The organism is Modestobacter sp. URMC 112 (assembly GCF_053502575.1).
Genome location: NZ_CP199957.1, coordinates 1,888,409 through 1,910,210 on the forward strand (window position 1 = coordinate 1,888,409; position 21,802 = coordinate 1,910,210).

Annotated in this window: 16 protein-coding genes and 1 pseudogene; 10 read left to right on the forward strand and 7 right to left on the reverse strand. The window is 70.2% G+C overall.

Annotated elements, in window-relative coordinates; genetic code table 11:
* Positions 1-5 precede the first annotated feature (5 nt).
* From ACWIX6_RS08880 to ACWIX6_RS08895, 4 genes and pseudogenes are all read left to right on the forward strand, one after another.
* Complete coding sequence (locus ACWIX6_RS08880) at positions 6-1,439, forward strand: NAD-dependent succinate-semialdehyde dehydrogenase (RefSeq protein ID WP_448616482.1); 1,434 nt, start codon at positions 6-8, stop codon at positions 1,437-1,439.
* Between the two features lie 1,316 nt (positions 1,440-2,755).
* Positions 2,756-3,338, forward strand: a pseudogene (locus tag ACWIX6_RS08885) (IS21 family transposase); the annotation flags it as partial.
* 440 nt (positions 3,339-3,778) lie between these two features.
* A complete protein-coding gene (locus ACWIX6_RS08890; protein WP_448616483.1) occupies positions 3,779-5,278 on the forward strand; it encodes an APC family permease in 1,500 nt (499 codons plus the stop codon).
* 1,239 nt (positions 5,279-6,517) lie between these two features.
* Positions 6,518-7,135 (forward strand): TetR/AcrR family transcriptional regulator, encoded by a 618-nt coding sequence (locus ACWIX6_RS08895; protein WP_448616484.1) that lies wholly within the window; start codon positions 6,518-6,520, stop codon positions 7,133-7,135.
* A gap of 52 nt (positions 7,136-7,187) precedes the next feature.
* Here ACWIX6_RS08895 and ACWIX6_RS08900 read toward each other — a convergent pair whose 3' ends face one another.
* Entirely contained in the window at positions 7,188-8,024 is an 837-nt protein-coding gene (locus ACWIX6_RS08900; protein ID WP_448616485.1) for an IclR family transcriptional regulator, read from the reverse strand.
* A gap of 358 nt (positions 8,025-8,382) precedes the next feature.
* Between ACWIX6_RS08900 and ACWIX6_RS08905 the strand changes: the two genes are divergently transcribed.
* Complete coding sequence (locus ACWIX6_RS08905; protein ID WP_448616486.1) at positions 8,383-8,808, forward strand: YybH family protein; 426 nt, start codon at positions 8,383-8,385, stop codon at positions 8,806-8,808.
* Between the two features lie 95 nt (positions 8,809-8,903).
* Complete coding sequence (locus tag ACWIX6_RS08910; RefSeq protein ID WP_448616487.1) at positions 8,904-10,271, forward strand: FAD-binding oxidoreductase; 1,368 nt, start codon at positions 8,904-8,906, stop codon at positions 10,269-10,271.
* Positions 10,272-10,658: 387 nt separating this feature from the next.
* Here ACWIX6_RS08910 and ACWIX6_RS08915 read toward each other — a convergent pair whose 3' ends face one another.
* The 5 genes from ACWIX6_RS08915 to ACWIX6_RS08935 all read right to left on the reverse strand — a co-directional run bounded on the left by ACWIX6_RS08915 (position 10,659) and on the right by ACWIX6_RS08935 (position 15,453).
* Positions 10,659-12,176: an APC family permease gene (locus ACWIX6_RS08915; protein ID WP_448616488.1), complete on the reverse strand. Its 1,518-nt coding sequence runs from the start codon at positions 12,174-12,176 to the stop codon at positions 10,659-10,661.
* Positions 12,177-12,704: 528 nt separating this feature from the next.
* On the reverse strand, positions 12,705-13,094 hold the full coding sequence (locus ACWIX6_RS08920; protein WP_448616986.1) for an ABC transporter permease: 390 nt from the start codon (positions 13,092-13,094) through the stop codon (positions 12,705-12,707).
* 140 nt (positions 13,095-13,234) lie between these two features.
* Positions 13,235-13,378, reverse strand: a complete 144-nt coding sequence (locus ACWIX6_RS08925) for a hypothetical protein (RefSeq protein WP_448616987.1) — start codon at positions 13,376-13,378, stop codon at positions 13,235-13,237.
* A 160-nt stretch (positions 13,379-13,538) separates the two neighbouring features.
* The gene (locus tag ACWIX6_RS08930; RefSeq protein ID WP_448616489.1) at positions 13,539-14,675 is read right to left on the reverse strand and encodes an acyl-CoA dehydrogenase family protein; all 1,137 of its coding nucleotides are present in this window, start codon (positions 14,673-14,675) and stop codon (positions 13,539-13,541) included.
* A 292-nt stretch (positions 14,676-14,967) separates the two neighbouring features.
* The gene (locus ACWIX6_RS08935) at positions 14,968-15,453 is read right to left on the reverse strand and encodes a nuclear transport factor 2 family protein (protein ID WP_448616988.1); all 486 of its coding nucleotides are present in this window, start codon (positions 15,451-15,453) and stop codon (positions 14,968-14,970) included.
* Between ACWIX6_RS08935 and ACWIX6_RS08940 the strand changes: the two genes are divergently transcribed.
* From ACWIX6_RS08940 to ACWIX6_RS08955, 4 genes are all read left to right on the forward strand, one after another.
* A complete protein-coding gene (locus ACWIX6_RS08940) occupies positions 15,415-15,612 on the forward strand; it encodes a hypothetical protein (protein WP_448617029.1) in 198 nt (65 codons plus the stop codon). The two genes, ACWIX6_RS08935 and ACWIX6_RS08940, sit on opposite strands and share 39 nt — an antisense overlap.
* Before the next feature lie 109 nt (positions 15,613-15,721).
* Positions 15,722-17,167, forward strand: coding sequence for an aldehyde dehydrogenase family protein (locus ACWIX6_RS08945; protein WP_448616490.1), 1,446 nt, complete (start codon positions 15,722-15,724; stop codon positions 17,165-17,167).
* A gap of 93 nt (positions 17,168-17,260) precedes the next feature.
* A complete protein-coding gene (locus ACWIX6_RS08950) occupies positions 17,261-19,168 on the forward strand; it encodes a primary-amine oxidase (protein ID WP_448616491.1) in 1,908 nt (635 codons plus the stop codon).
* Between the two features lie 467 nt (positions 19,169-19,635).
* Positions 19,636-19,965, forward strand: a complete 330-nt coding sequence (locus ACWIX6_RS08955) for an IclR family transcriptional regulator domain-containing protein (RefSeq protein ID WP_448616492.1) — start codon at positions 19,636-19,638, stop codon at positions 19,963-19,965.
* Positions 19,966-20,298: 333 nt separating this feature from the next.
* On the opposite strand, the gene ACWIX6_RS08960 is transcribed toward ACWIX6_RS08955, so the two are convergent.
* Positions 20,299-21,747 (reverse strand): aldehyde dehydrogenase family protein, encoded by a 1,449-nt coding sequence (locus ACWIX6_RS08960; protein ID WP_448616493.1) that lies wholly within the window; start codon positions 21,745-21,747, stop codon positions 20,299-20,301.
* Positions 21,748-21,802: the final 55 nt, after the last annotated feature.

The following is a 21,802-nucleotide window of genomic DNA, read 5'->3' on the forward strand; positions in this document are numbered from 1 at the left end:
CCATCATGACGGCGACGACCAGCCGCGCTGCGATCACGACCATCAACCCCGCCACCGGTGCTGAGCTCGAGGTCTACCCGGTGCACTCCGAGCTGGCCATCGAGGACGCGGTCGCCGCCTCGGCCGCTGCCCAGGTGGACTGGGCCGCCACGGACCTGGCGCGACGAGGCGAGGTGGTCTCCGCCGCCGCCACGGTGCTCCGCCGACGCACCGAGGAACTGGCATTGCTGATCACCAGGGAGATGGGCAAGCCGCTGGCCGAGTCCCGCGCGGAGGTCGAGAAGTGCGCTTGGGCGTGCGACTTCTACGCGGAGAACGCAGGCGCTTTCCTGGCGGACGAGCCGGTGGCCACGTCGGCTGACCGCAGTTGGATCAGCTACGAACCGGTCGGCATCGTCCTGGCGGTCATGCCCTGGAACTTCCCGCTCTGGCAGGTGTTCCGATTCGCCGTGCCGGCCCTCATGGCGGGCAACGGTGCGCTGCTGAAGCACTCGCCGAACACCACCGGCTGCGCGCTGGTGGTCGCCGATGTGCTTGCGGAGGCAGGTCTCCCGGCCGGTCTGTTCGCGGCCCTGGTGGTTGCCGAGGCGGACGTCCCGACCACCACCGCGGAGCTCATCGCGGACCCGCGCATCGGCGCGGTCACGGTGACCGGCAGCGAGCGGGCCGGCGCCGCCGTGGCAGTGGCAGCCGGCCGGGCGGTCAAGAAGTCCGTGCTGGAGCTTGGTGGCTCGGACCCTTTCGTCGTCCTGGCCGACGCCGACCTGCCCAGGACCGCCGCCCTGGCTGTGAAGGCGCGCTTCCTGAACGCGGGCCAGAGCTGCATCTCGGCCAAACGGTTCATCGTCGAGCGGCCGGTAGCCGAGGAGTTCAGTCGGCTCTTCGTCGCTGCGGTCGAGTCGCTGACGGTGGGGGACCCGGAGGCGCCGGGCACTGACATCGGGCCGCTGGCGCGTGCTGACCTGGTCGACGGCATCGACGTCCAGGTCCGGTCTTCCGTGGCGGCGGGGGCCACGGTGCTGACCGGGGGGCACCCGATCTCGGACCGGTCGGGCAACTACTACGCGCCCACAGTGCTCTCCGACGTGTCACCGGGCATGCCGGTCCATGACGAGGAGACCTTCGGTCCGGTGGCCACGGTGATCGTGGCCGAGGACGAGGACGACGCGGTCCGGATCGCCAACGACACCCCGTTCGGACTGGCGGCGAGCGTGTGGACCGCCGACCTCGACCGCGGGGTGGCGCTGGGTGAGCGCATCGCCTCCGGAGCCTGTTTCGTCAACGCCGTGGTCGCTTCCGACGTCCGTATGCCCTTCGGCGGCACTCGGCGCAGCGGCTACGGCCGCGAACTCGCCCAGGCCGGCATCCGTGAGTTCGTGAACACCCGGACCTGGGTCGCCATGAGCCAACCGCCGGCGGAGGCTCCCGCCGCTGAGTGACCGACCGAACTCGCCTGGGGTGCGGACGCCTCGGCTCGGGAAGGAGGCAACACAGTGACGCCCTGTCACGCCTGTCCGGCGCTGACGCCGCTGAGTTGTGGGGGCTCTGACTGCCGGGTCAGAGGCCTCTGATCATCTGCTGAAAGAAGTTGGGTGGGGAGCGACGACTAGGTCAGCCCGGGCCCCGCCATGTCCGGAACGACGACATGGCCACCTGAGCGCCGTCGAGTAGTTGGCTGAGGGTCTCGGCGAGTAGGGAGGCCGGCGTCGAGGGCAAGATGTCACCGTTTGCGATCGGCTCCTCGACCGGCCGACTCCACCGATTGTCGATCTCGTCGAGTGGTGGCGACAACGGTCATGTTCCTGTGGTCCTGCGCGCCGTCCGGCTGTCGAGAGCGGCAGCCACCCGGCGAACGAATCATCAAGAACGACGCGATTCGAGCGCACCTGTCGCGCCCGGACAGTGTCGCCAACACCGCCATCAAACTCGCGTGACTGCGCTGACCCGGGCCACAACCTTCAGGGCCCGGCTTACGTACGCCATGGCCGAGTCACGTCGGAAGGCGGCCACCGAGATGACAGCGGGCATCGCCACCGGCGCCCGGCAGGCCGAAGGCTTGGAAGTGGGCCACGGGCATCCGATCTGCAGGCGACGTGCCGGACGCCGCGGCGCTAGACCGTCGGTGGGTGGTGGCTGACTGTTCGCAGGAGTCGGTGAGGCGCGGCCGTCTACTGAGGCTGGTCGTCGTCCTGTTCGGTCCGGCGATCGGCATCGCTCCCGACGGCGGGCGTCTTTCGTCGCGCTTGTGCCGAGCGCAGCGCGAGCCGGGCGAAGTAGGCCTTGGAGCGTGCCCGGCTCGGCGTGCACGCTCGGCCGGCGGCAGTATGCCGTCGGGGTCGACCTGGCGCTCGAAACGGTCCAGCAGGGCGCGCCGTGCCGGCGCCGTCCGCGCGCTCGGGTCGGCGGTGTGGGCCCACGACTCGTGCGCGGCGAGCCGCGCGATCAGGGAGCGGTCGGCCGTCATGGTGACGAGGCTGCATGGCCGCTCTCTAGTTCATCTCCGGTGAGGCGGCTCCTGCGCGGCCCTCCCATGAGGGGTGAGGGCTTCGGCCGTCGTGAGGGCTGGTGGCGCACTCGCGGACGATGCCCGTCCGCTGATGTGGAGGGCTCCAGAGGTGAACCGGCCGGTTGAAGATCGGGCATGGGAAGCGTCGTACGCGGCTGTGTCGACGGCGCCGGAAAACGGCGCCCTCGCGACGGGCGAAAATGACCCCCTCCCGAGACCCTGGCTTGAGCCGAGCCGGGGAGGAACGGGGTGCTGGCAGTGGAGGACTGGGCAGAGATCCGCCGGCTGCACCGGGCCGAGGGGCTGCCGATCAGGCAGATCGCGCGCGTGCTGGGGGTCTAGAAGAACACGGTGAAGGCGGCGTTGCGCAGCGCCGGCCCGCCGAAGTACGAGCGAGCTCCGGCGCCCTCGATCGTGGATGAGGTCGAGCCGCCTGGGGTCTCCGCCGGTCAGCCTGCCGGTGGGGTGCGGGCAGACCCGCCCGCCGGCTCAGCTTCCGATGGTCTGCGGCTACTCCCGCTGGGCCGCCGCGGTGCTGATCCCCTCGCGCACCGCGGGGGACCTGTTCGCCGGCTGGAGGCAGCCGATCGCCGACCGGGGGGCGGTGCCGCGGGTGCTGGTCTGGGACGGCGAGGGCGCCGTCGGCCGGTGGCGGGGCGGGCGCAGCGAGCTGACCGAGGCATGCCAGGGCTTCCTCGGCACCCTGACGACCAAGGTGTTGGTCTGCCGGCCGGCCGATCCGGAGGCCAAGGGGCTGGTCGAGCGGCTGCACGACTACTTGGAACGGTCGTTCCTGCCCGGCCGGACCTTCACCGGGCCGGCGGACTTCAACCCCAGATCAGGCATGGAGGTGGCGACCATCGCGGTCAGCGTCGGAGGTGTGGCGGCTACACCGACCGGCTCGGCGCCGCCGGCGCCATCTGCTCCGTGGGCAACAAGGTCGACAGCTACGGCAACAACGGGGACGTCACCGATGCATGCGCCGCGGCCGCGAAGGGCTCGAGTAGGCCGGCTGCCACCTCCGGCCCACCCGATGTCAGCTGCGCGCGACTCTGGCCCCCTGGCGACAGGTGAGAGCAGACCGATCTGTAGTGATGCGACGTCGCAAGCCCCGTCTCGGCTGCCGCATGGGGCTGCGACTTCTGTGCCGTGCACGGGCTGGCACCGGTCCGTTCACCGAAACGCTTCCTCCCTCCGGTTGGGGTGCGGTGCTTCCCTCGCTGCAGCCTGCCCGAACTGGGCAAAGGCGGATGACACCCCCGAGGAGCACGCATGCACGAAGACACGAGCTCCGCGACCGAGACCGGGAACCCGGCTCAGACGCGGCAGCGAGCCGGTAGCTTGGCCGCTGGCAGTCTCAGCGCTCCTCACGTCGTCTTCATGGTCCTCGCCGCTGCGGCGCCCATGGCCGTGGTCGTCGCCCTCATCCCCATCGCGTTCGCACTGGGGAACGGTGCTGGCACGCCTGGGACGTACCTCCTCGCCGCGCTCGTCTTGCTCCTGTTCTCCGTCGGCTACGTGCGGGCGGTCCCGTATGTTCGGAACGCGGGCGCCTTCTACGCCTACATCGCCCAGGGCCTAGGGCGTCCGCTCGGTCTGGTCGCCGCGTACACGGCGGCCATTTGCTACAACGCGCTGTCGGCCGCCACCTGCGGTGCGCTCGCGTTCTTCGCCGCCGATGTCGCCAACCGGATGCTGGGCATCGACCTGCCATGGCCGGTCTGGGCCGCCATCGGCATCGCGCTGATCCTGCTGCTGTCCTTCCGCAAGGTCACGGTGTCGGCTCGAGTGCTGACCGTCGCGTTGCTTCTAGAGGTCGCCATCCTCCTCATGCTTATCGCCGGCATCCTGTTCCAGGCGGGGATCTCGGCCTTCTCCCTCGAGGTCTTCGCGCCGACCGCCATCGCCAGCGGCTCCATCGGGGTGGCAGTCATCTACGCGCTCTCGTCCTTCCTGGGCTTCGAAGGCACGGCCATCTACGCGGAGGAAACCCGCGACCCGGTGCGTACCGTTCCCCGTGCCACGTACGCTGCCGTCGCGGTGGTGGGGGTCTTCTACGTCCTGTGCGCGTGGGGACTGGCTGCGGCTGTAGGGGTCGACCGGGTTGGAGCCGCCGCGGGGGAGGACCCGGGGAACTTCCTTTTCGCGGTGACGGACCAGTATCTGGGCACGTGGGCAGTCGATGTCATCGGCGTGCTGGTGGTGTCGAGTTCCTTCGCCGCGGTGTTGGCGTTCCACAACGCCGCCGCCCGGTACTTCTACGCCCTGGCCCGCGACCGCTTCCTCCCTGCTCCGCTCGCACGAACCCACCCCCATCGGGGTTCGCCTTACGTCGCGAGCATTGCCCAGATCGTCGTCCTATCGATACTGGTGTTCGGGTTCGCCGCTGCTGACCTCGATCCCTTGCTCAACCTCGCCACTTCCCTGACCGGACTCGGCGCAGTCGGCCTTGAGTCGTTGCTGACGCTGACCTCGCTCTCGATCGTCGTGTTCTTCTGGCGGCAGGGACGGCGGGACTTCGCGCACGTCATCGCCCCGGCGATCGCTGCTGTTGCACTGGCCGTGGCGACCTTCCTGTCGTTCGTCAACTACCCGGCTCTGACAGGCAGCCAGTCGCCGGTCATCAATTCGCTGCCCTGGGTGCACCTGGTCACCCTCGTGGCCGCGTTCGCGTTCGCGCTCCTGGTTCGCCGACGTGATCCCGCGCGCTACGCGCGGATGGGGAGCACGCCGGTCGAGGAGGAGCCCATCCCCTCTCGGTCCCCATCGTGACCCCGACCGAATGGGCGGGACCGTGAGCACCACTCCACACAGCAGCGAGCAAGGCCCGCGAGCCGACACGACTGGTCTACCGCTGCCTGAGCTGCCGCGCCGTGGCCGGGGACTGGTCCGCCCCACGGTCGGCGGAGTCAGGAACTGAAAGCCTGGCTGGGCCCACCGGCATCACCGGCATGCTCAGCACTGATCCCAGGGGTGAACTGACAAGGCACGCATGCTGTACTGGGCGGCGTGTCAACGGCGGGCGAAGTCTGACCCCCTGGCGGCAGGCGGGTTCCACGGCTTGTCGCAACACTCCTGGTTGGTGAGGGGTGTGCGAGTGGAACGGCGTGGCCGCACCGCCGCACATCGGGTCTCGACCGCCCTGCGCCCGCGTCGAGCAACAGCCGACCCGTGCCAGCGGCACCCCGCCGGAGCGGCGGCGGGTCGGCTCGGAAGTCGATGGCCCGTACTCGCGTGTCGTCTGGGGTTCGAGCCCGGGCCGATCACGGCCCGAGCGCTGCCCCGACCCAGCGGCTCGACCGGTGTCGGCGTGGCCGCAACCGGGCACGTGGGCCCGCCGAGAACGACCTCGACCCAAACCGTCCGCATCGTGCCGACGTCCCCCGCCTGGCGGTCGACTAGGTCGGCCCAGCTGGCGGACGTATCCGCGACGGGTGCGCGCGATCCGGTGGAGTTGGTCTGCTCAGCGGAACATGGCTTCAGTCGGAGGCCCAGCCGGCCATACGTTGGCCATGCCGTACACGACGGCTGGTGCCAGCGTCCGGAAACAGCTGATACGACGACGGCGGCTGTGGCACTCCGAGGAGATCCAGGGAGCAGAGGACCGGTGTCTCGCCTCGCTGAAGGCAGGTCGACGATCGCGGCCATGTCGAGCAGATGGGACGCCATCGTCGTCAGGGCGGCCGCGCCCACCATGTGCCCACCCCTGGCGGTCACCGTCCGTCTTAAACGCGCGGTGACACCGCATGCGCGCATCGAGCCCCACGATCCACTGCGCCACGGAACACGACAGCGTCGGCCGATCGCGTCGCCTCCGACCCCTGGGGACCTGGATCGACGCGGACTCCTCATCGCGCCCGGATCCGGCCGGGCTGTACCTCCTAGCCGACACCCCGCATGGTCTCAGGTAGGGACACCGTCGACGATGCCATGCCGCTTCAGTTGTGTTGACCTCGGTAGCGGGCGCGCCGCCACCTAGTCCATTCCCCGACAACCCGTGAGGATCCACTGATGACCGCATCACAGGGTGAGTCGGCCCGCGAGTCCGAGACCGCCCTGTCCACGCGCGAGAAGCTGCTCGAGGCGGTCATCCAGATCGCCGGCCGGGAGGGCCCGCACGTCGTGACCCATCGGTCGGTCGCTGCGCGGGCCCAGGTGACCCACGGACTGGTCCGCCACTACTTCGGCACCCGGCAGGCGCTGCTCGAGGAAGCACTCGAACTGGCCGCCGTGGCCGACATCGACGATGTCCGGCTGGCCACCGACCGAGCCGACGACTTCGCCGAGGGCCTCATCACCACCGGGGACGAGGGCTGGCCACGGCGCGTCCTGCAGTTCGACATCGCCCTGAGCGCCATCCGCGGAACCACCGACCGCAGCCTGGCGGTCCGCCCCTACGAGCAGTACTTCGCCGAGGTCGCCAGGACGCTGCATGCCCTGGGCATCGACGACCCCGACGGCTCATGGGCGGTCCTGATCTTCGCCGCCGTCGACGGCCTCAGCATCCAGGACGCCCTGCGCAGCGCGCCCGAACGCACCGAGGCCGCCCTCGGCCACCTCCGCGAGCTGCTCACCATGCTCGCCGACCGGGCCGCGACCGGACGGCGATCGCCGTCGGCCACCTCCTGACAGGCCGCCCCCGGGAGGAGGCGGTGGCCGGTCGGCGCGACTCCGGGGGGAGTCAGAACGCTCTGGACAGCCCCGGGACAGCGTCGTACCTGTCCACCAGGCGTCTGTCCACGGCCCGCCCGATCCCCGCGGCGGCGCCCTGCAGCTGCGGCACGAGCCGCGGCACCGACATCCGGTTCGCCGGCAGGGTGGCTGACACGGTGGCGTGCACGAATCCGTCGTACCCGGTGACCGGTACGGCCACAGTGCCGTAGCCCGTGAGCGTCTCGTGGGTCTCCACGGCGTACCCGCGGCTGCGAACCTCGCTCAGCTGCCCCCTGAGGGCCGCAGAGGTCGCGACGCTGCGGGAGGTGGCGCGGGGCAGTCCAGCTGCCTCGTAGTGCCGCACCACCGCCTCTCCCTCCGGGCGCATGGCCAGGAGCACCTTGCCCGTGGCCGTGCAGGACGCCGGGAGTCGGCTCCCGACCTCGGCGTAGGCCTGGTCGTTGGCCTCTCCGGCGACCTTCTCCAGCAGGAGGACGTGGGCCTCGTCGAGCACCGTGAGGTTGATCGTCGCCCGGGTGGTGGCGAAGAGGTCGACCAGGAACGGCCGGGAGACGCTGCGGAGGACGGCGATGACCGGGACCCGCTGACCGAGCTCGAAGACCCTGATGCCCAACTGGTAGTTGTCACCCTGGCGCTCGAGCAGCCCCCACTGGACGAGCTCCTGGGCCAGCCGGTAGGCCGATGCCTTCGGGACCCCCGACCGCCGGCTGAGCTCAGTCAGGCGCAGCTGGAACGCACCGGCGCCGAAGGCCCCGAGGAGCAGCTGCACCTTGCCGAGGACCGACTTGGGGCAGCCGTCGCCCTCGTCGAGGTCGAGTCGCTCGATCGTGGCGAGTGAGGACATGCGGCGCTCCGGAGGGTCTGTGAAGGGTGTCACAGGATTCTCCATGCGTATAACCGCGCCGTACAGGGATTCCCCGCAACTGACGGAACGGGTCTCAATCGAGCTGTCAGCTGGCTGAGTCGTCGATGTCCGGGGCAGGTGCCGACCTGGGTCCGTTGAGCCGACCTGGGTCCGTTGAGCGAACCGGTGACCGAGGGCCCCGCGGCTCCTCCGTCAGGATCACCCAGCGGGAGCCGGCTCGGCCATCACCGGCCGTGCAACGTCGTCCGCCCTCCGGAGGAGGGTGGCACGGGCGTCTCCTGATGGCGTCGTCACGACCCGTCTGGCGTCAGCAGATCCAGCGTCGAGAGAGGAACCGATGACCGAGGACGAGAACGCCGTCCGATCGATGTGCACGGCGTACGGAGACGCGATGCGCGCCATGGACCTGCCGGCGATCGCCCGCCTGTGGGATGAGGGCAACGCGCACCTCGTCTACCAGCCGGAGGAGTACGCCCAGGCCTGCCGCACCTGGGACGAGGTCGTGGCCTACTGGAGCCACATACCGGAGGTCCTGGAGAGCATCCGGGAGTGGCGGGAGGTCGAGTCCGACGTGGCGGTGCTCGGTGACGTGGCGCTGGTCTACTCCACGGTGGCGACGAGCTTCCAGATCAAGGGCGTCGCAGAGCCGTTCGACGGAGAGGCGAGGTACAGCTTCGGGTTGCGGCGGACGGGCGACGGATGGCGCTTCTTCCACTGTCACGAGTCGCGGCAGTTGGTCGTCGACGACGTGCCGACCGCCTGAGCACCCTGACAGAACGACGGACCACCCCCACCAGTGGGCATGGGCGCCCAGGGGCACCAGCGAGGACACACGGGCGACAACGGATGGGAGACACGGTGGACACGGACATCGCGCGACTCGGTCGCGGAGACGAGGGCTTTGACAGGCACCTCACCGACCTGGTGTTCAACAAGCTGGCGTTCGGTCGTGCGCCCGACGTGGTGGCGAGTCCACGATCCGAGGCCGAGGTCGTCGCGGTCGTCGAGGACGCACGTCGTGAGGGGCACAAGGTCGCCGTGCTCTCCGGCGGTCACAGCTGGTGCGGTGCCGCGGTGCGCAACAGCGGGGTCCTGATCGACCTGTCCGCCCTGGACCACGTCGAGATCGACGCTGACGCGCGGACCATGCGGGTCGGGCCGGCCGCCCGCGGCGGCGAGGTGATCGCGGCGGTGGCCGCGCAGGGCCTGGCCTACCCGACCGGGCACTGCGGGACGCCGGGCTCAGGTGGGTACCTCCTGGGCGGGGGGATCGGGCTCAACTCCGGTCAGTGGAAACCCGCGTGCTTCTCCGTCCGCAGTCTGCGCGTCGTGACGGCAGCGGGTGACCTCGTGGTCGCTTCCGAGTCGGAGAACCGGGAGCTGCTGTGGCTCGCCCGCGGCTCCGGTCCAGCCTTCCCGGGGGTCGTCACCGAGTTCGAGGTGGAGCTGCAGGACCGACCTGGCGACACCCGCGTGTCGTCCTGGGTGTTCGCTTACGAGGACCTCGCCACGGTCGCCCGCTGGGTGAGCAAGGCGTCCGCCTCGCTGCCGTCCAACGTCGAGGTGTTCACGGCTGCGGGCGGCCCGGAACGCCACGAGCACGTCCCGAGCGAGGGCTTCCCCGACTTCGTGGTCAGCGTCACCGCCATGGCCTACGCCAACAGCCTCGAGGAGGCCCGCAAGGCACTGGCGCCGCTGGAGGACGGTCCGGGCGTCGAGCCGCTGGCGCACACGAGCCTCGAGCCCGTGCCGTTCGAGGAGCTGTCGACGGGTTTCGACGCCGAGTACCCCGAGGACCACCGCTACCTGGCCGATGCCTTCTGGACCGACCAGGACGTCGAAGGGGCCATGGTGCCCCTGCAGGAGGCCTTCCTCCGAGCCCCCTCCGGCATGAGCAACTTCGTCGCCCTCATGATGGGTAACGGATCGCCGTTGGGACTGTCACCGGAGGACGCGGCCTTCTCCATGGACGAACGCACCCTGGTGATGGCCTACGCGCTCTGGCACGACCCCGCCACCGATGACGCGAACCGCTCCTGGATGGCAGAGATGTCGAAGCTCCTGGAGCCGATCTCCACCGGCGCCTTCATCAGCGAGGCCGACCACCAGGCCTACCCCAGCCGGCTGGCGCGGTCCTTCACCCCGGCCAACTGGGACCGGGTGCGCTCGCTGCGGGCTCGATGGGACCCCGAGGGGCTGTTCCACCTGCCCGGCCGAGAGGCCTGACGAGAGGTCCTGAGCCGTCCATCGGGCTCGGGGGGCGCACCGGGACCACCGGTGCGCCCCCCGAGCCCGAGCGCTGTCCCGCGCCAGCGAGCGCGCGAGGTGTCCTGCAGGACGTGCGGTGCGACCCCGGGGCGTCAGCAGCCGTCCGGTCCAACCGCCCCGGGAGGCTGGTCCGTCGATGGACTGAGGCCGGTCCGTCGATGGACTGGAGCGTCCCGGCCTGGGGTGCGTCAGCCTGGGGGGGCAACAGGAACGCCTTCAGCTGGGCCGTCTGTCAACGCGTGGCGTAGCGAGCGCCGGGCTTGTCCGACTTCCGGCGGCATCGAGTACATCGACCCGTGCCACCGCGGCGCTGCAGACGTCAGCTCGCCACGCCACCCCGGTCGATCAGGTGGCCGTCACGGTCGAGGTCCGGTCCGACGTGGCTGCCGTGGCGTCGTGGTCCTCCTGGCCGCCGATCCGGGCGTAGGTCTCCGGCCGCGTGCGGGCCCAGACCCGGGCCAGCACCACGCCCAGGACGGCCAGGCCCAGCAGCACGAGCTGGAAGACCACGGAGAGGGTCGTGGACCCACCGATGAGCAGGCTGAACCGGGAGCTGACGATCACGAGCATCACGACCAGCCCGATGAAGCCGAGGCCGGGGGCGATGAGCGTGTTCCAGATCGGCTCCGGGGCCGGCTTGCGACGGAAGAAGACGATGACGGCAAGGCAGGTCAGGGCCATGCAGGCCAGCAATCCCAGGGCGCCGATGCCGAACATCCAGGAGAAGAAGCTGACCGGGTCGAGGCCGGACACGACGAAGGGGAGCGCGACGAGGACGGCGACGACGGACGTCACCAGCGAGGCGTGCGCAGGCGATCCGTGGCGGCGGTGCGACCGCCCGAGGACGCTCGGGAAGGCGCCGTCGCGTCCCAGTGAGAAGACGTACCGCGCGATCGGGTTGTGGGACGACAGCACGGACGCGAAGACACTGGTCACGAGCAGCACCGCGAGGACCTGCTGCGCCGCCGACCCGAAGCGGGCTCCGATCGCGTTGCTGAAGAGCGTGGTCGGGTCCTCCTGCGCCAGGCCCACCACCGCACTGCTGCCGAATGCGGTGATCAGCGCCCAGGCGGTCAGGACGTAGAACGCGGCGATCAGCGTGACGGCGAGGTAGGTGGCTCGGGGGACGGTCCGTCGCGGGTCGCGCACCTCCGAGCGGTAGATCGCGGTGGCCTCGAAGCCGACGAAGGTCGCGCTGGCGAACAGGATCGCCAGGGCCACGGAACCGGAGGTGAACGCCCCAGGGGTGAAGGACTCGAGCGACCAGCCCTCGGGGCCGCCCTGGACGAGCACAGGTACGTCCAGCGCGAGGACGATGAGCACTTCGAGGACCATGAGGATGGCAAGGACCCGCCCGGACACCTCGACGTTGAAGTGGCCCAGGACGGTGACCGCCAGCAAGGCGGCCAACGAGTAGACCCACCACGGCACGCTCGCCACCCCGTACGAGACGAGCAGGGCGTTGAAGGCGATGCCGAGGAACCCGTACGCGCCGAGCAGGAGGGTCAGGTAGCCGAACTGCGCCACGAATGCGGCGCCCAGTCCAAGGGGGCGGCCGAGTCCGGCGGTCACGTAGGCGTAGAACGCGCCGGCGCGCGGGATGTGCCGCGTCATGGTCGTGAAGCCCACCGCGAACAGCAGCAGGATGACGCCGATCATGAGATAGGTGCCAGGGGCGCCGATGCCGTTGCCGGCAGCGATGACGATCGGCACGACGCCGGCGACGGCGCCCAGGGGGGCCGAGACGGCGAGGACGGTCAGGATGAGCTTGAGGGTGCCCATGTTGCCCCTCAGCTGGCCGTCTCCTCCGGTCTCGGCCGCGGCGACCACTGCTCCGGATCGGCGGTCGGCTGCTTCTGTCACTGGGGGCTCCTCATGTGGGGGATGGTCGGCGGGATGGGACGTCGAGGCGGTCCTGTGCTCACGACGACGGCGGGCGCGCGGACAGGACCACCGGGACCCGCGCCGGGCGCGCCATCTCCCTGGACCAGCGGGACAGCGCCGTGCGGCTCAGCGACGCGTCGTTCGGCCCGGGCGTCCTCGAGGGCCCCGCGGACCGAGCGCCTGACGCCACCGTCCCCGAGCTGGGACGAGTCGCCAGTTCGGGGCGCGGCGGGCGGTCCGGGCGAAGTGAGCGGGGTCACCGACTGAGGTTCGCAGGGAAATCGAGCCGGCGGACCGGCCGGTTCCGCTCACCGAACCCGTCAACCCGGATGGGGACGGTTGCAGGGCCCGACCGGCTCGGGGAACCCGATCGACGTGGTCGTAGGCGAGCTCCTGACGTCCATCCACCCAGGTGAGCGCAGCGGAGCCACGGATCTGCAGACCGCTGGCGCAGGGGTCGACGACGCCGGCCACGGTGGACGCCGACCGCAGCGGCCCCTGGAGGTGTCAGATCTTCGCCTTGTACCGGGCCAGTGGCCGGACCGCCACGCGCAGCACGCGGTCGAACACGGAACGCAGGACGCCGAGCGTGATGATCCGACGAAGGTCCAGTCGATCCGACCGAAGTTGGCGTGAGGTCCAGATCAAGACTCCCAGGCTCTTGTCGGCGGCGACGATCTCGGCCGAGTCAAACGTGAGGAAGCTGTTCCCCATCGCCAGGCGCGCCCCGGTGACGATCTGCGGGACCGTTGACGGCAGTACCACGGAGTAGAGCGCCTGGAGCCGGCTCGCCCCCAGGCTGGCCGCAGCGTGCATCTTGTCCTCGTCCGTCGCGACGGCACCCGCGAGCGTGTTGAGGATGACCACGAACACCGCCGCGTAGAAGATCAGGACGATCTTCTACGTCTCGCCGAGCCCGACCAGATGACCGCCAGGGAGATGGACGCGATCGGCGGCACGAAGCGGAAGAACTCGATGTAGGGCTCGAAGAAATTGCGGCTTGGCCTTCTTCCGCATCCTGGGCCGTACTCGATGTTCTAACGGATGGTCAGCCAGTCGAACAGCGCCTCGCTGCTCTGGAACACCATCCCGGTGTCCAGGCTGGGTCCGGTGACCGCATGGCCACCGACCAGCAGCGACCCCGCACTGACCTGCTCGAAGCCGGCCAGCGCGGTGATCAGGGTGGACTTGCCGCAGCCGCTCGGCGTCTAGCGCCGACCGGCGACCGGGTCGGCACGCAGGAGGTCAGCGAGCCGGAGGTCGTGGAGTCGTCGGCGCTGGACCCGATCGTCATGGCGTCGGCCCTCTGCGCTCGGTCGTGGTCGGACCGGCGAGGTCGGGTCACAGGAAGCCCGGCGTGGTCGGCTCCAGCCCGAGCAGAACGGCCCCGGCGTCGTCGTACATGTGCTGGCTGAGCGCAGCGTGCAACTGGGGGACCTGCGCGTCGAGACGGATCAGGTTGAGCGCATGCGACTTGTTGATGACCGCGGAGCCGGAGACCTTGGAGATGTCGTGTACGACCTGACTGGAGACGTCGGCGATGTTGACCGCACTGAGTCGCAGCCGGGCCTTCTGCTCCGGGGAGGCTTCGTCGCCCGCGCTGGCGGTCTCCCAGACCTCCTCCGCCACGTCCAGGAAGTAGGCGCGGGCCGACTGGAGGGCCACGTACGCCTTGGCGAACTCCGTGCGGTAGTAGGCGCGCTTGCCGACGGGCGGGGCATCAGTGATCCCCTTGTAGGACCCCGCGTTCTGCGCGTGGTCGAGCGCGCCCTGGGCCACGCCCAGCCCGATGGCCGCGTGGCACTGCGCTTGGTATCCGATGGCGGGGTAGCGGAACAGGGGCTCGTCGATGAGTGACGCGCCACCGCGGATGAACGTCCACTCGAGCGGGATCTCGACGTCCTCCAGCACGGTGTCGAACGATCCGGTCGCACCCATGCCGTTGACGTCCCAGTCCTGCACGATCGTCACCTGGTCAGCCGGGAGGAGTGCAGCGCGCGGCTTGCCGCCCGCGGACTGGTCGAGAAGACCGACGCTGATGTAGTCGGCGGCCATGCAGCCGCTGGCGAACTTCCACCGACCGCTGACCCGGAAGCCGGTCGCCGTCCGCTCAGCCTTCTGCATCGGGTAGAGACCGCCGGCCATGACGATGTCCGGACCGTTCTGGTAGATCTGCGCCTGCGTGTCGATCGGCAGGGCGCCGAGGTACGTGTTCGCTGACGCGAAGCCGACCACCCACGCGGTGGAGCCGTCGACGCGGCCGATCCGTTCGATCATCTTGAGGAACTCGTGCGGCGGGATCACCTCGCCGCCGAACTCGACGGGCGTGGCGTGCCGGTACACCCCGAACGGGAAGAACTTCTCGATGAAGTCACGGGGCACGTATCCCTGCGCGTGGAACTCCGCCCGGCGTTCGGCGAGTTCCGCGAGCACGGAGTGCCACATCTTCTCCGTGGGTGCCTGGTGGGTGGCGCCCATGATCGTCCTCCTGGAGTTCGGCGATGCACCGTGATGCTCTGGTGTACGCGACGTCGATGCGAGGGCGCGGACCGCTGAGCGGACTGCCGTCGTCGGCACGACCGTGCGGTGTGGTCGGGCCGGAGACCGGCCGCCGAGCCGCCCCGCTCTCCGGCTCGGCAGCCGCGCCGGTGTCCGGGTCCGGGTCCGGGGCAGGGCTGCCGCTCGGCTCCGGGCGACAGCTGGTCCCGAACTGACAGCCCTGTGCCGGTGCGGCACGCGTCGAGCGCCACTTGCCGCAGGACGTCGACGATCAAGCGTCGGCGACGTGCGCGTTCGTGTGGTCGGTGCCGGGCGCCTTCAACAGGACCGACCTGATCGGGTAGCTGCTCGCGAAGGAGTCCGGCAGGTCGACGATGGCGACGTTCTCGGTGCGCGTTAGGGTGATCTTCCACTGCCCGCCGACCTTGCGGAAGGCGTTGTTCAGCCGGCTGGCGCGGATCAGGGACTTCCCGTCGGAGAAGAGCCACGGCTGGAAGTGGATCCACTGACCGTCGGCCTCGTTCCCGTGCACGAGGATCTGCTCGGAGGTGAGCCAGTGGGCGTTGAGGATCACTTCCGGGTCCTGCTCCGCCGGCCAGAGCCGGTTGAAGTGGGCGCGCAACTGGTCCTTGCCGACAGCTCGACCGAACTGGTCGTCGTAGTACTGGCCGCCCCCTCCCAGATCGCGACCTCGGGATAGAGGTCGAGGATCAGTTCGATGCGCTGCTGGTTGTCCGTCACGCCGTACTCGGGGCACGGGGTCGGGATGGCGGACCCAAACGGCGCCATCAGCAGGTTGGTCTTCGCGGCGCTGGACGGCTTGGTCCTGCAGCACTCGATCTACCGGTCGGTGGAGAGAACCGAGGCCGTGCTGGACCGCCTGTGCGATGTGCTGCGCTTGCTGCAGAAGGGCTGACGGGCGACCGGGTTCGGTCACCGGACCGCTCGACTGCCGGTGTGTGATCGCCTGTGGGACGTTGCGTGGGAAGGCCTCGCGAGGGAGGCCGCAGACGGAGGAGAGGCCGATGCACGCAGTCCAGCTGCTCATCGAGCAGGAGTGGGTGGATGCCTCCACCGGGGCGACCGGGACCACGATCGACCCGGCCACCGGCGAGCCGATCGGGACGTTCGCGGAGGCCGCGCCTGCTGACGTGGACGCCGCCGTCGAGTCGGCCCGGAGGGGCTTCGAGTCCGACGCCTGGCAGTCGATGTCGCCGGATGCCCGCGGTCAGCTGCTGTGGCGCATCGCGGACCTGATCGAACGGAACGGCGAGGAGCTCGCTGCCCTGGAGACTCTCGACCAGGGGCAGCCGACCTTCATGAGCACCAACGTCTCGATCCCCCTGTCGGCGCAGGTGTTCCGGTACTACGCCGGGTTCGCCACGAAGCTCGAGGGCAAGGTCTCGCCGGTCTCCATCCCCGACCAGTTCACCTACCAGACCCGCGCCCCCATGGGTGTGGTCGGCTTGATCACGCCGTGGAACTTCCCGCTCGGCATCGCCGCCTGGAAGCTGGCCCCCGCGCTGGCCACCGGGAACGCGGCCATCCTCAAGCCGGCCGAGCAGACGCCCCTGTCCACGGCCTATCTCGCGCGCCTGTGCGTCGAGGCCGGCGTGCCCGCCGGTGTCGTCACCCTCCTGACCGGTGGTCCCGAGGTCGGCAAGGCGCTCGTCGCCCACCGCGGCGTCGACAAGATCTCCTTCACCGGCTCCACCGCGGTGGGCCAGGAGATCGTGCGGAGCGCCTCGTACGACCTGAAGCGGGTCGGGCTGGAGCTGGGTGGCAAGGCCCCGAGCATCATCTGCGCCGACGCCGACCTCGACGCCGCCGTCGTCGGCAACCTGCAGGGCGCGCTGTTCAACTCCGGTCAGGCGTGTGGGGCCTTCACGCGCTTCCTCGTGCACCGCTCACGGGCGGAGGAGTTCACCTCGAAGATCGCCGCCGCAGCCGACTCGCTCACCATCGGCCCCGGCCACCGCCCCGAGACGGTCGTCGGTCCGCTGGTCTCGCAGGAACACCTCGACCGGGTGGCCGGCTACGTCGAGAGCGGCAGGTCCGAGGGTGCCCAGCTGGTGACGGGGGGCGAGCGGGTCGGCGGCGAGCTGGAGAAGGGGTACTTCTACCGACCCACCGTCTTCACCGAGGTGGCGGACGAGATGACCATCGCGCGCGAGGAGATCTTCGGGCCGGTGCTGTCCATCATGCCGTTCGACGACGTCGACGAGGCGGTCTCCCGCGCCAACAACACCGACTACGGCCTGGCCGCGGTGATCTGGACGCAGGACCTCAAGACCGCCCACAACCTGCCCAAGCGGATCCAGTCCGGCACGGTCTTCGTGAACCAGCTCCCGCTCATCGACCCCGGTGCGCCGTGGGGCGGGCTCGGCATGAGCGGCTGGGGCCGCGAGATGGGCTCGTACTCGATCGAGGAGTTCACCGAGCCCCGCAGCGTCTTCATCAACCTGAGCTGACCCCAGCTCATCACCATCCCGAGACGGTGAACTGCGGCCCGCCCGAGGCGGGACGACGTGTCGTAGCCGGATCGCGTGAGAGAGGAACCAACCATGCACAGCCCCCATTTCGACGCACTCACGGCTGACGAGATCAGTGCCGTCTCGCAGGTGATCCGGGCCGCAGGCATCGGTGGCGAGCGGCCGGGCTTCGGCGCCGTCTTCACCGACGAGCCCGACAAGGCACGGCTGCGGGCCGGCGAGACGGTCGGCCGGAGGGCCCGCGCCATGGTCCTCGACCGCACGACGGCGGCCACCTTCGACGTCGTCGTCGACCTGGCGACCACGTCGGTCGTGTCGTCGGTGCAGCTGACCGACGGCGGCGCTCCGATGCTCGCCGAGGAGGTCGCGCTCGTCGCCGACCTGGCCAAGGCGGATCCGCGGTACGTGGAGGCCCTCGCCAAGCGCGGCATCACCGACCTGGACCTCGTTCAGCTGGACCCGTTCGGCGCGGGCAACCGTGCCGACCTCGACCTGACGGGCCGGCGGATCTGGTGCTCGGTGACCTATTACCGGCACTACCCGGAGGACAACGGGTACGCGCACATCGTCGAGGGTCTCGTCGCGATCGTGGACACGGTCAACCAGGAAGTGGTCGCGATCGAGGACCACGGCGTGAAGCCGATGAACCCGATCTGCAACAACTACAGGCCCGAGGACAACCAGCCGATGCGGGCCGACATCAAGCCCCTGGAGATCAGCCAGCCCGAGGGCGTCAGCTTCACCCTCGACGGCCCGCAGATGACGTGGCAGAAGTGGCGTTTCCGGATCAACCTGCACCCGCTCGAGGGTCTGGTCATCACCGGCGTCGAGTACCGGGACGGCGATGAGTACCGGTCGGTCATGCACCGGGGGGCACTGTCGGAGATGCTGGTGCCCTACGGCGACCCCGACGGCGCGCACTACTGGCGCAGCGCCTTCGACGTCGGCGAGTACGGCCTGGGCAAGCTGGCCAACTCGCTGCGGCTGGGGTGCGACTGCCTCGGTGAGATCGTCTACCTGGACGCCGTCATGGCCGACGACGACGGCAACCCCACCGTCATCGAGAACGCCATCTGCATCCACGAGGAGGACGCGGGCATCCTCTGGAAGCACACCGACTGGGTGACCGGGAACGTGGACGTCCGCCGGGCGCGGAAGCTGGTGGTCAGCTCCATCGGGACGGTCGGCAACTATCACTACGGCTTCTACTGGAACTTCTTCCAGGACGGCCACATCGAGGTCGACACCAAGCTGCTCGGGATCGTGCAGACGCGCGCCATCGAGCCCGGTGAGGTGCCCGCGCACGCCACTCCGGTCGCAGAGAACCTGGCGGCCACCTACCACCAGCACCTGTTCTCCTTCCGCCTCGACATGGAGGTGGACGGATGGCAGAACTCCGTCTACCAGAACGACGTCGGTGGCCCTCCCGTCGGACCGGCGAACCCGAACGGCAACGCCATCAGTGCCACCAAGACCCTGATCGCCAGCGAGCACGACGGTGACGGCTTCACCAACCCACAGACCGCCCGCAGCTGGTCGGTGGTCAACCCGAACAAGAGGAACAAGTGGGGCATGCCGGTCGGCTACAAGCTCCTGCCCGGTTGGGCCTCGGACACCCTGATCGCCCAGGAACCCTCGCTGATGGTCAAGCGAGCCGGTTTCGCGACGAAGAACATCTGGGTGACGCCCTACGCGCCGGACGAGCTGCGGTCCGCCGGTGAGCACGCCAACGGGAGTCGGCGTGGGGCTGGGCTGCCCGAGTGGACCACGTCGAACCGGCCGGTGGAGAACACCGACGTCGTCCTGTGGCACACCCTCGGTGTGACGCACGTCCCTCGCTCGGAGGACTGGCCGGTCATGCCGACGGAGATCGCGAGCTTCATGCTCATCCCCACCAACTTCTTCGACCAGAACCCTGCGTTGGACGTCCCGCCGTCCGAGCCCAGGCACGGCTCGGACGACGCTCCCCGCTGCCACTGACGGTCGGCCCCGCACGTGTTCGACGGCACGGTGCGGGGCGCTCGTCCCTCGGCTTTCCCGCCTCCGTGCGGGGTCCCCGGGGGAGGCCCGCGGCCGGAGTGGGGACGGCGACGACCGGCAGGCCGTCCGGACCGCCTCGGCAGGGCCTTGCGCGCGCTCGACGCGGTCATCATGAGCCCCCGAGGGCGCCCTGGAGTCCATCCCGGCCGCCCGCTCGACCGGTGAGTCCGGTGGACGGACCGGCAGGTCGCGCTCGTCTGCACCGGATGCTCAGCTGGGCGCATGTTCGGCGCGTGACGAGCGGCCGAGTCCCCGGGATGGCCACCACGCGGACCACGGCGCGCCGCGCACCGGTTCCGGGTACGGGATCGATCCGTGCCTCCTCCTGCCACGGCCGGAGGGGAGACAGCCGGATCGGGAGGAGCGATGACCACTACAGCCCCGACCAGTACGAGGCCCTGGACTCAATGGACGACGCCGACCTCGACTGGCTCGCTGCCCATGGGATGAGCGACCTGGCCAGGCTCCGCAGCGAGCTCGCGAGCATCCGGGACCGTCGCTGGGCGGAAGACCGTCAACTCTGCGTCGCGGGCATCAAGAGCCTGGCGGTGCCGGTCTTCGGCGGCACCGATCGGGTCATCGCGGCCATCGCCGCCACGCTGCCCGTGGAACGGCGTGACGACCGGCAGGTATTGCATTCGCTGTGGGCCGCCGCCGCCGACATCGGCCGAGGGCTCCGTGGCCAGCGGTTCCCGCGGGCGACCGGCCCGTCCACGAATGCGGCTCTCGGCGGCTGACGGCCGCCGCTCGCCGTGGCGCGGTGTCCGCGTGTCCTGAGCCCCGGTCGAGAGCCACCTGTCATCCCGTCGAGTACGACGCGGCGTGAGCGAGTGCCTGGCCCTCGAGCGATCCGATCAGGTGTCCGAACCGGCCGGAGCGGCCCAGCCGTCGGCAAGGAGCGCTGGTCCGAGGACGTCTCGATGCGCCGCCCTCGGACGGCTCGGACGCGGCGGCCGCGGATGGGGAGGGCGCCGTTGTCGGAGTGCATGCCCCGAACAGGGCCGATGCCGTGAGGACGTGCCACCGCCCCGGCGCCAGGGGTGCCGGGGCGGTGGTGCGCTGGTGTGGGGTCAGCCGTTGATGACCTGGGGGACGGCGACGGCCTTGAGGCCTTCGACGCCGAACTCCAGGCCGTAGCCGGACTTCTTGTGGCCGCCGAAGGGGATCATGGGGTGGACCATGCCGTGGGAGTTGATCCAGACGGTGCCGGCCTGCAGCCGGGCGGCGACGGCACGGGCGGTGTCGCGGTCGCTGCTCCAGACCGAGGCGCCCAGGCCGACGTCGAGGGCGTTGGCCATGGCGACGGCCTGGTCGAGGTCGTCGTAGCGGATGATGGGCAGGGCGGGACCGAACTGCTCCTCGGCGACGAGGGGGTTGGTGTCGTCGAGGTCGGCGATGATGGTGGTGGGGTAAAAGTGCCCGGGGGCGTCGGGGTCGGGGTCCCCGCCGAGCAGGACGGTGCCGCCGCCGTCGCGGGCGGCGTCGACGAGGCGGGTGACGATGTCGTACTGGGCCTTGTTCTGCAGCGGGCCGAGGACGTTGTTCTCGTCCAGGCCGCGGCCCATGGGCATGGCCTTTGCGACGTCGACGAGGGCGGCGCAGACCTCGTCGTAGACGTCGGTGTGCACGTAGAGCCGCTTGAGCGCGGCGCAGGTCTGGCCGGTGTTGATGAACGCGCCCCAGAACAGGTCCTGGGCGATGGCCTTGGGGTCGACGTCGGGCAGCACGATGCCGGCGTCGTTGCCACCGAGTTCGAGGGTGAGGCGCTTCACGGTGTCCGCGGAGCTGCGGATGATGGCCTGGCCGGTGGCGGTGGAGCCGGTGAACATCAGTTTGTCGATGTCGGGGTGGGAGGACAGGCGGGCGCCGACGTCGCGGCCGCCGGCCACGGGGGTGAGGACGTCTGCGGGCAGGACCCGGTTGAGCACCTCGATCAGGGCGAGCACGCTCAGGGGGGTGTACTCCGAGGGCTTGACGACGACGGTGTTGCCCATCCGCAGCGCGGGGCCGACCTGCCAGATGGTGATCATCATCGGCCAGTTCCACGGGCCGATCGCGCCGACCACGCCGACCGGGCGGTAGTGCAGGTCGGCGTGGGTGGTCTCGTCGTCGACCACGGTCTCGCGAGGCAGCGGGGTGCCGGCGGTGGCCCGCAGCCAGGCGACGCAGCCGCCGACCTCGAAGCGGGCGTTGGGGCCGTTGAGCGGCTTGCCCTGCTCGCGGGAGAGCAGTTCGGCCAGCGGCTCGGCGGCGGCCTCGATGGCGTCGGCGGCGCGGTTGAGCAGCTCGACCCGGTCGGCGTCGGTCCGTGAGGCCCAGCCCGGCTGCGCGGCGCGGGCGGCAGCGACGGCGGCGTCCAGGTCGGCGGCGGTCTTCTCCGCGACCCGGCCCACCACCTCACCGGTGGCCGGGTCCAGCACCTCCCGGCCGGTCGGGTCGGTGATCGCAGCCAGCAGCGCGTCATAGGTCGGGGTGTCCGAGGTGGGGTCCACGGGCTCGGACACAGCAGGGGTGGTCATCGGTTCCTCCAGGGTGGGTGACAGGTGGGAGAGTTTCGCCGGCGAGGTGCCGGGG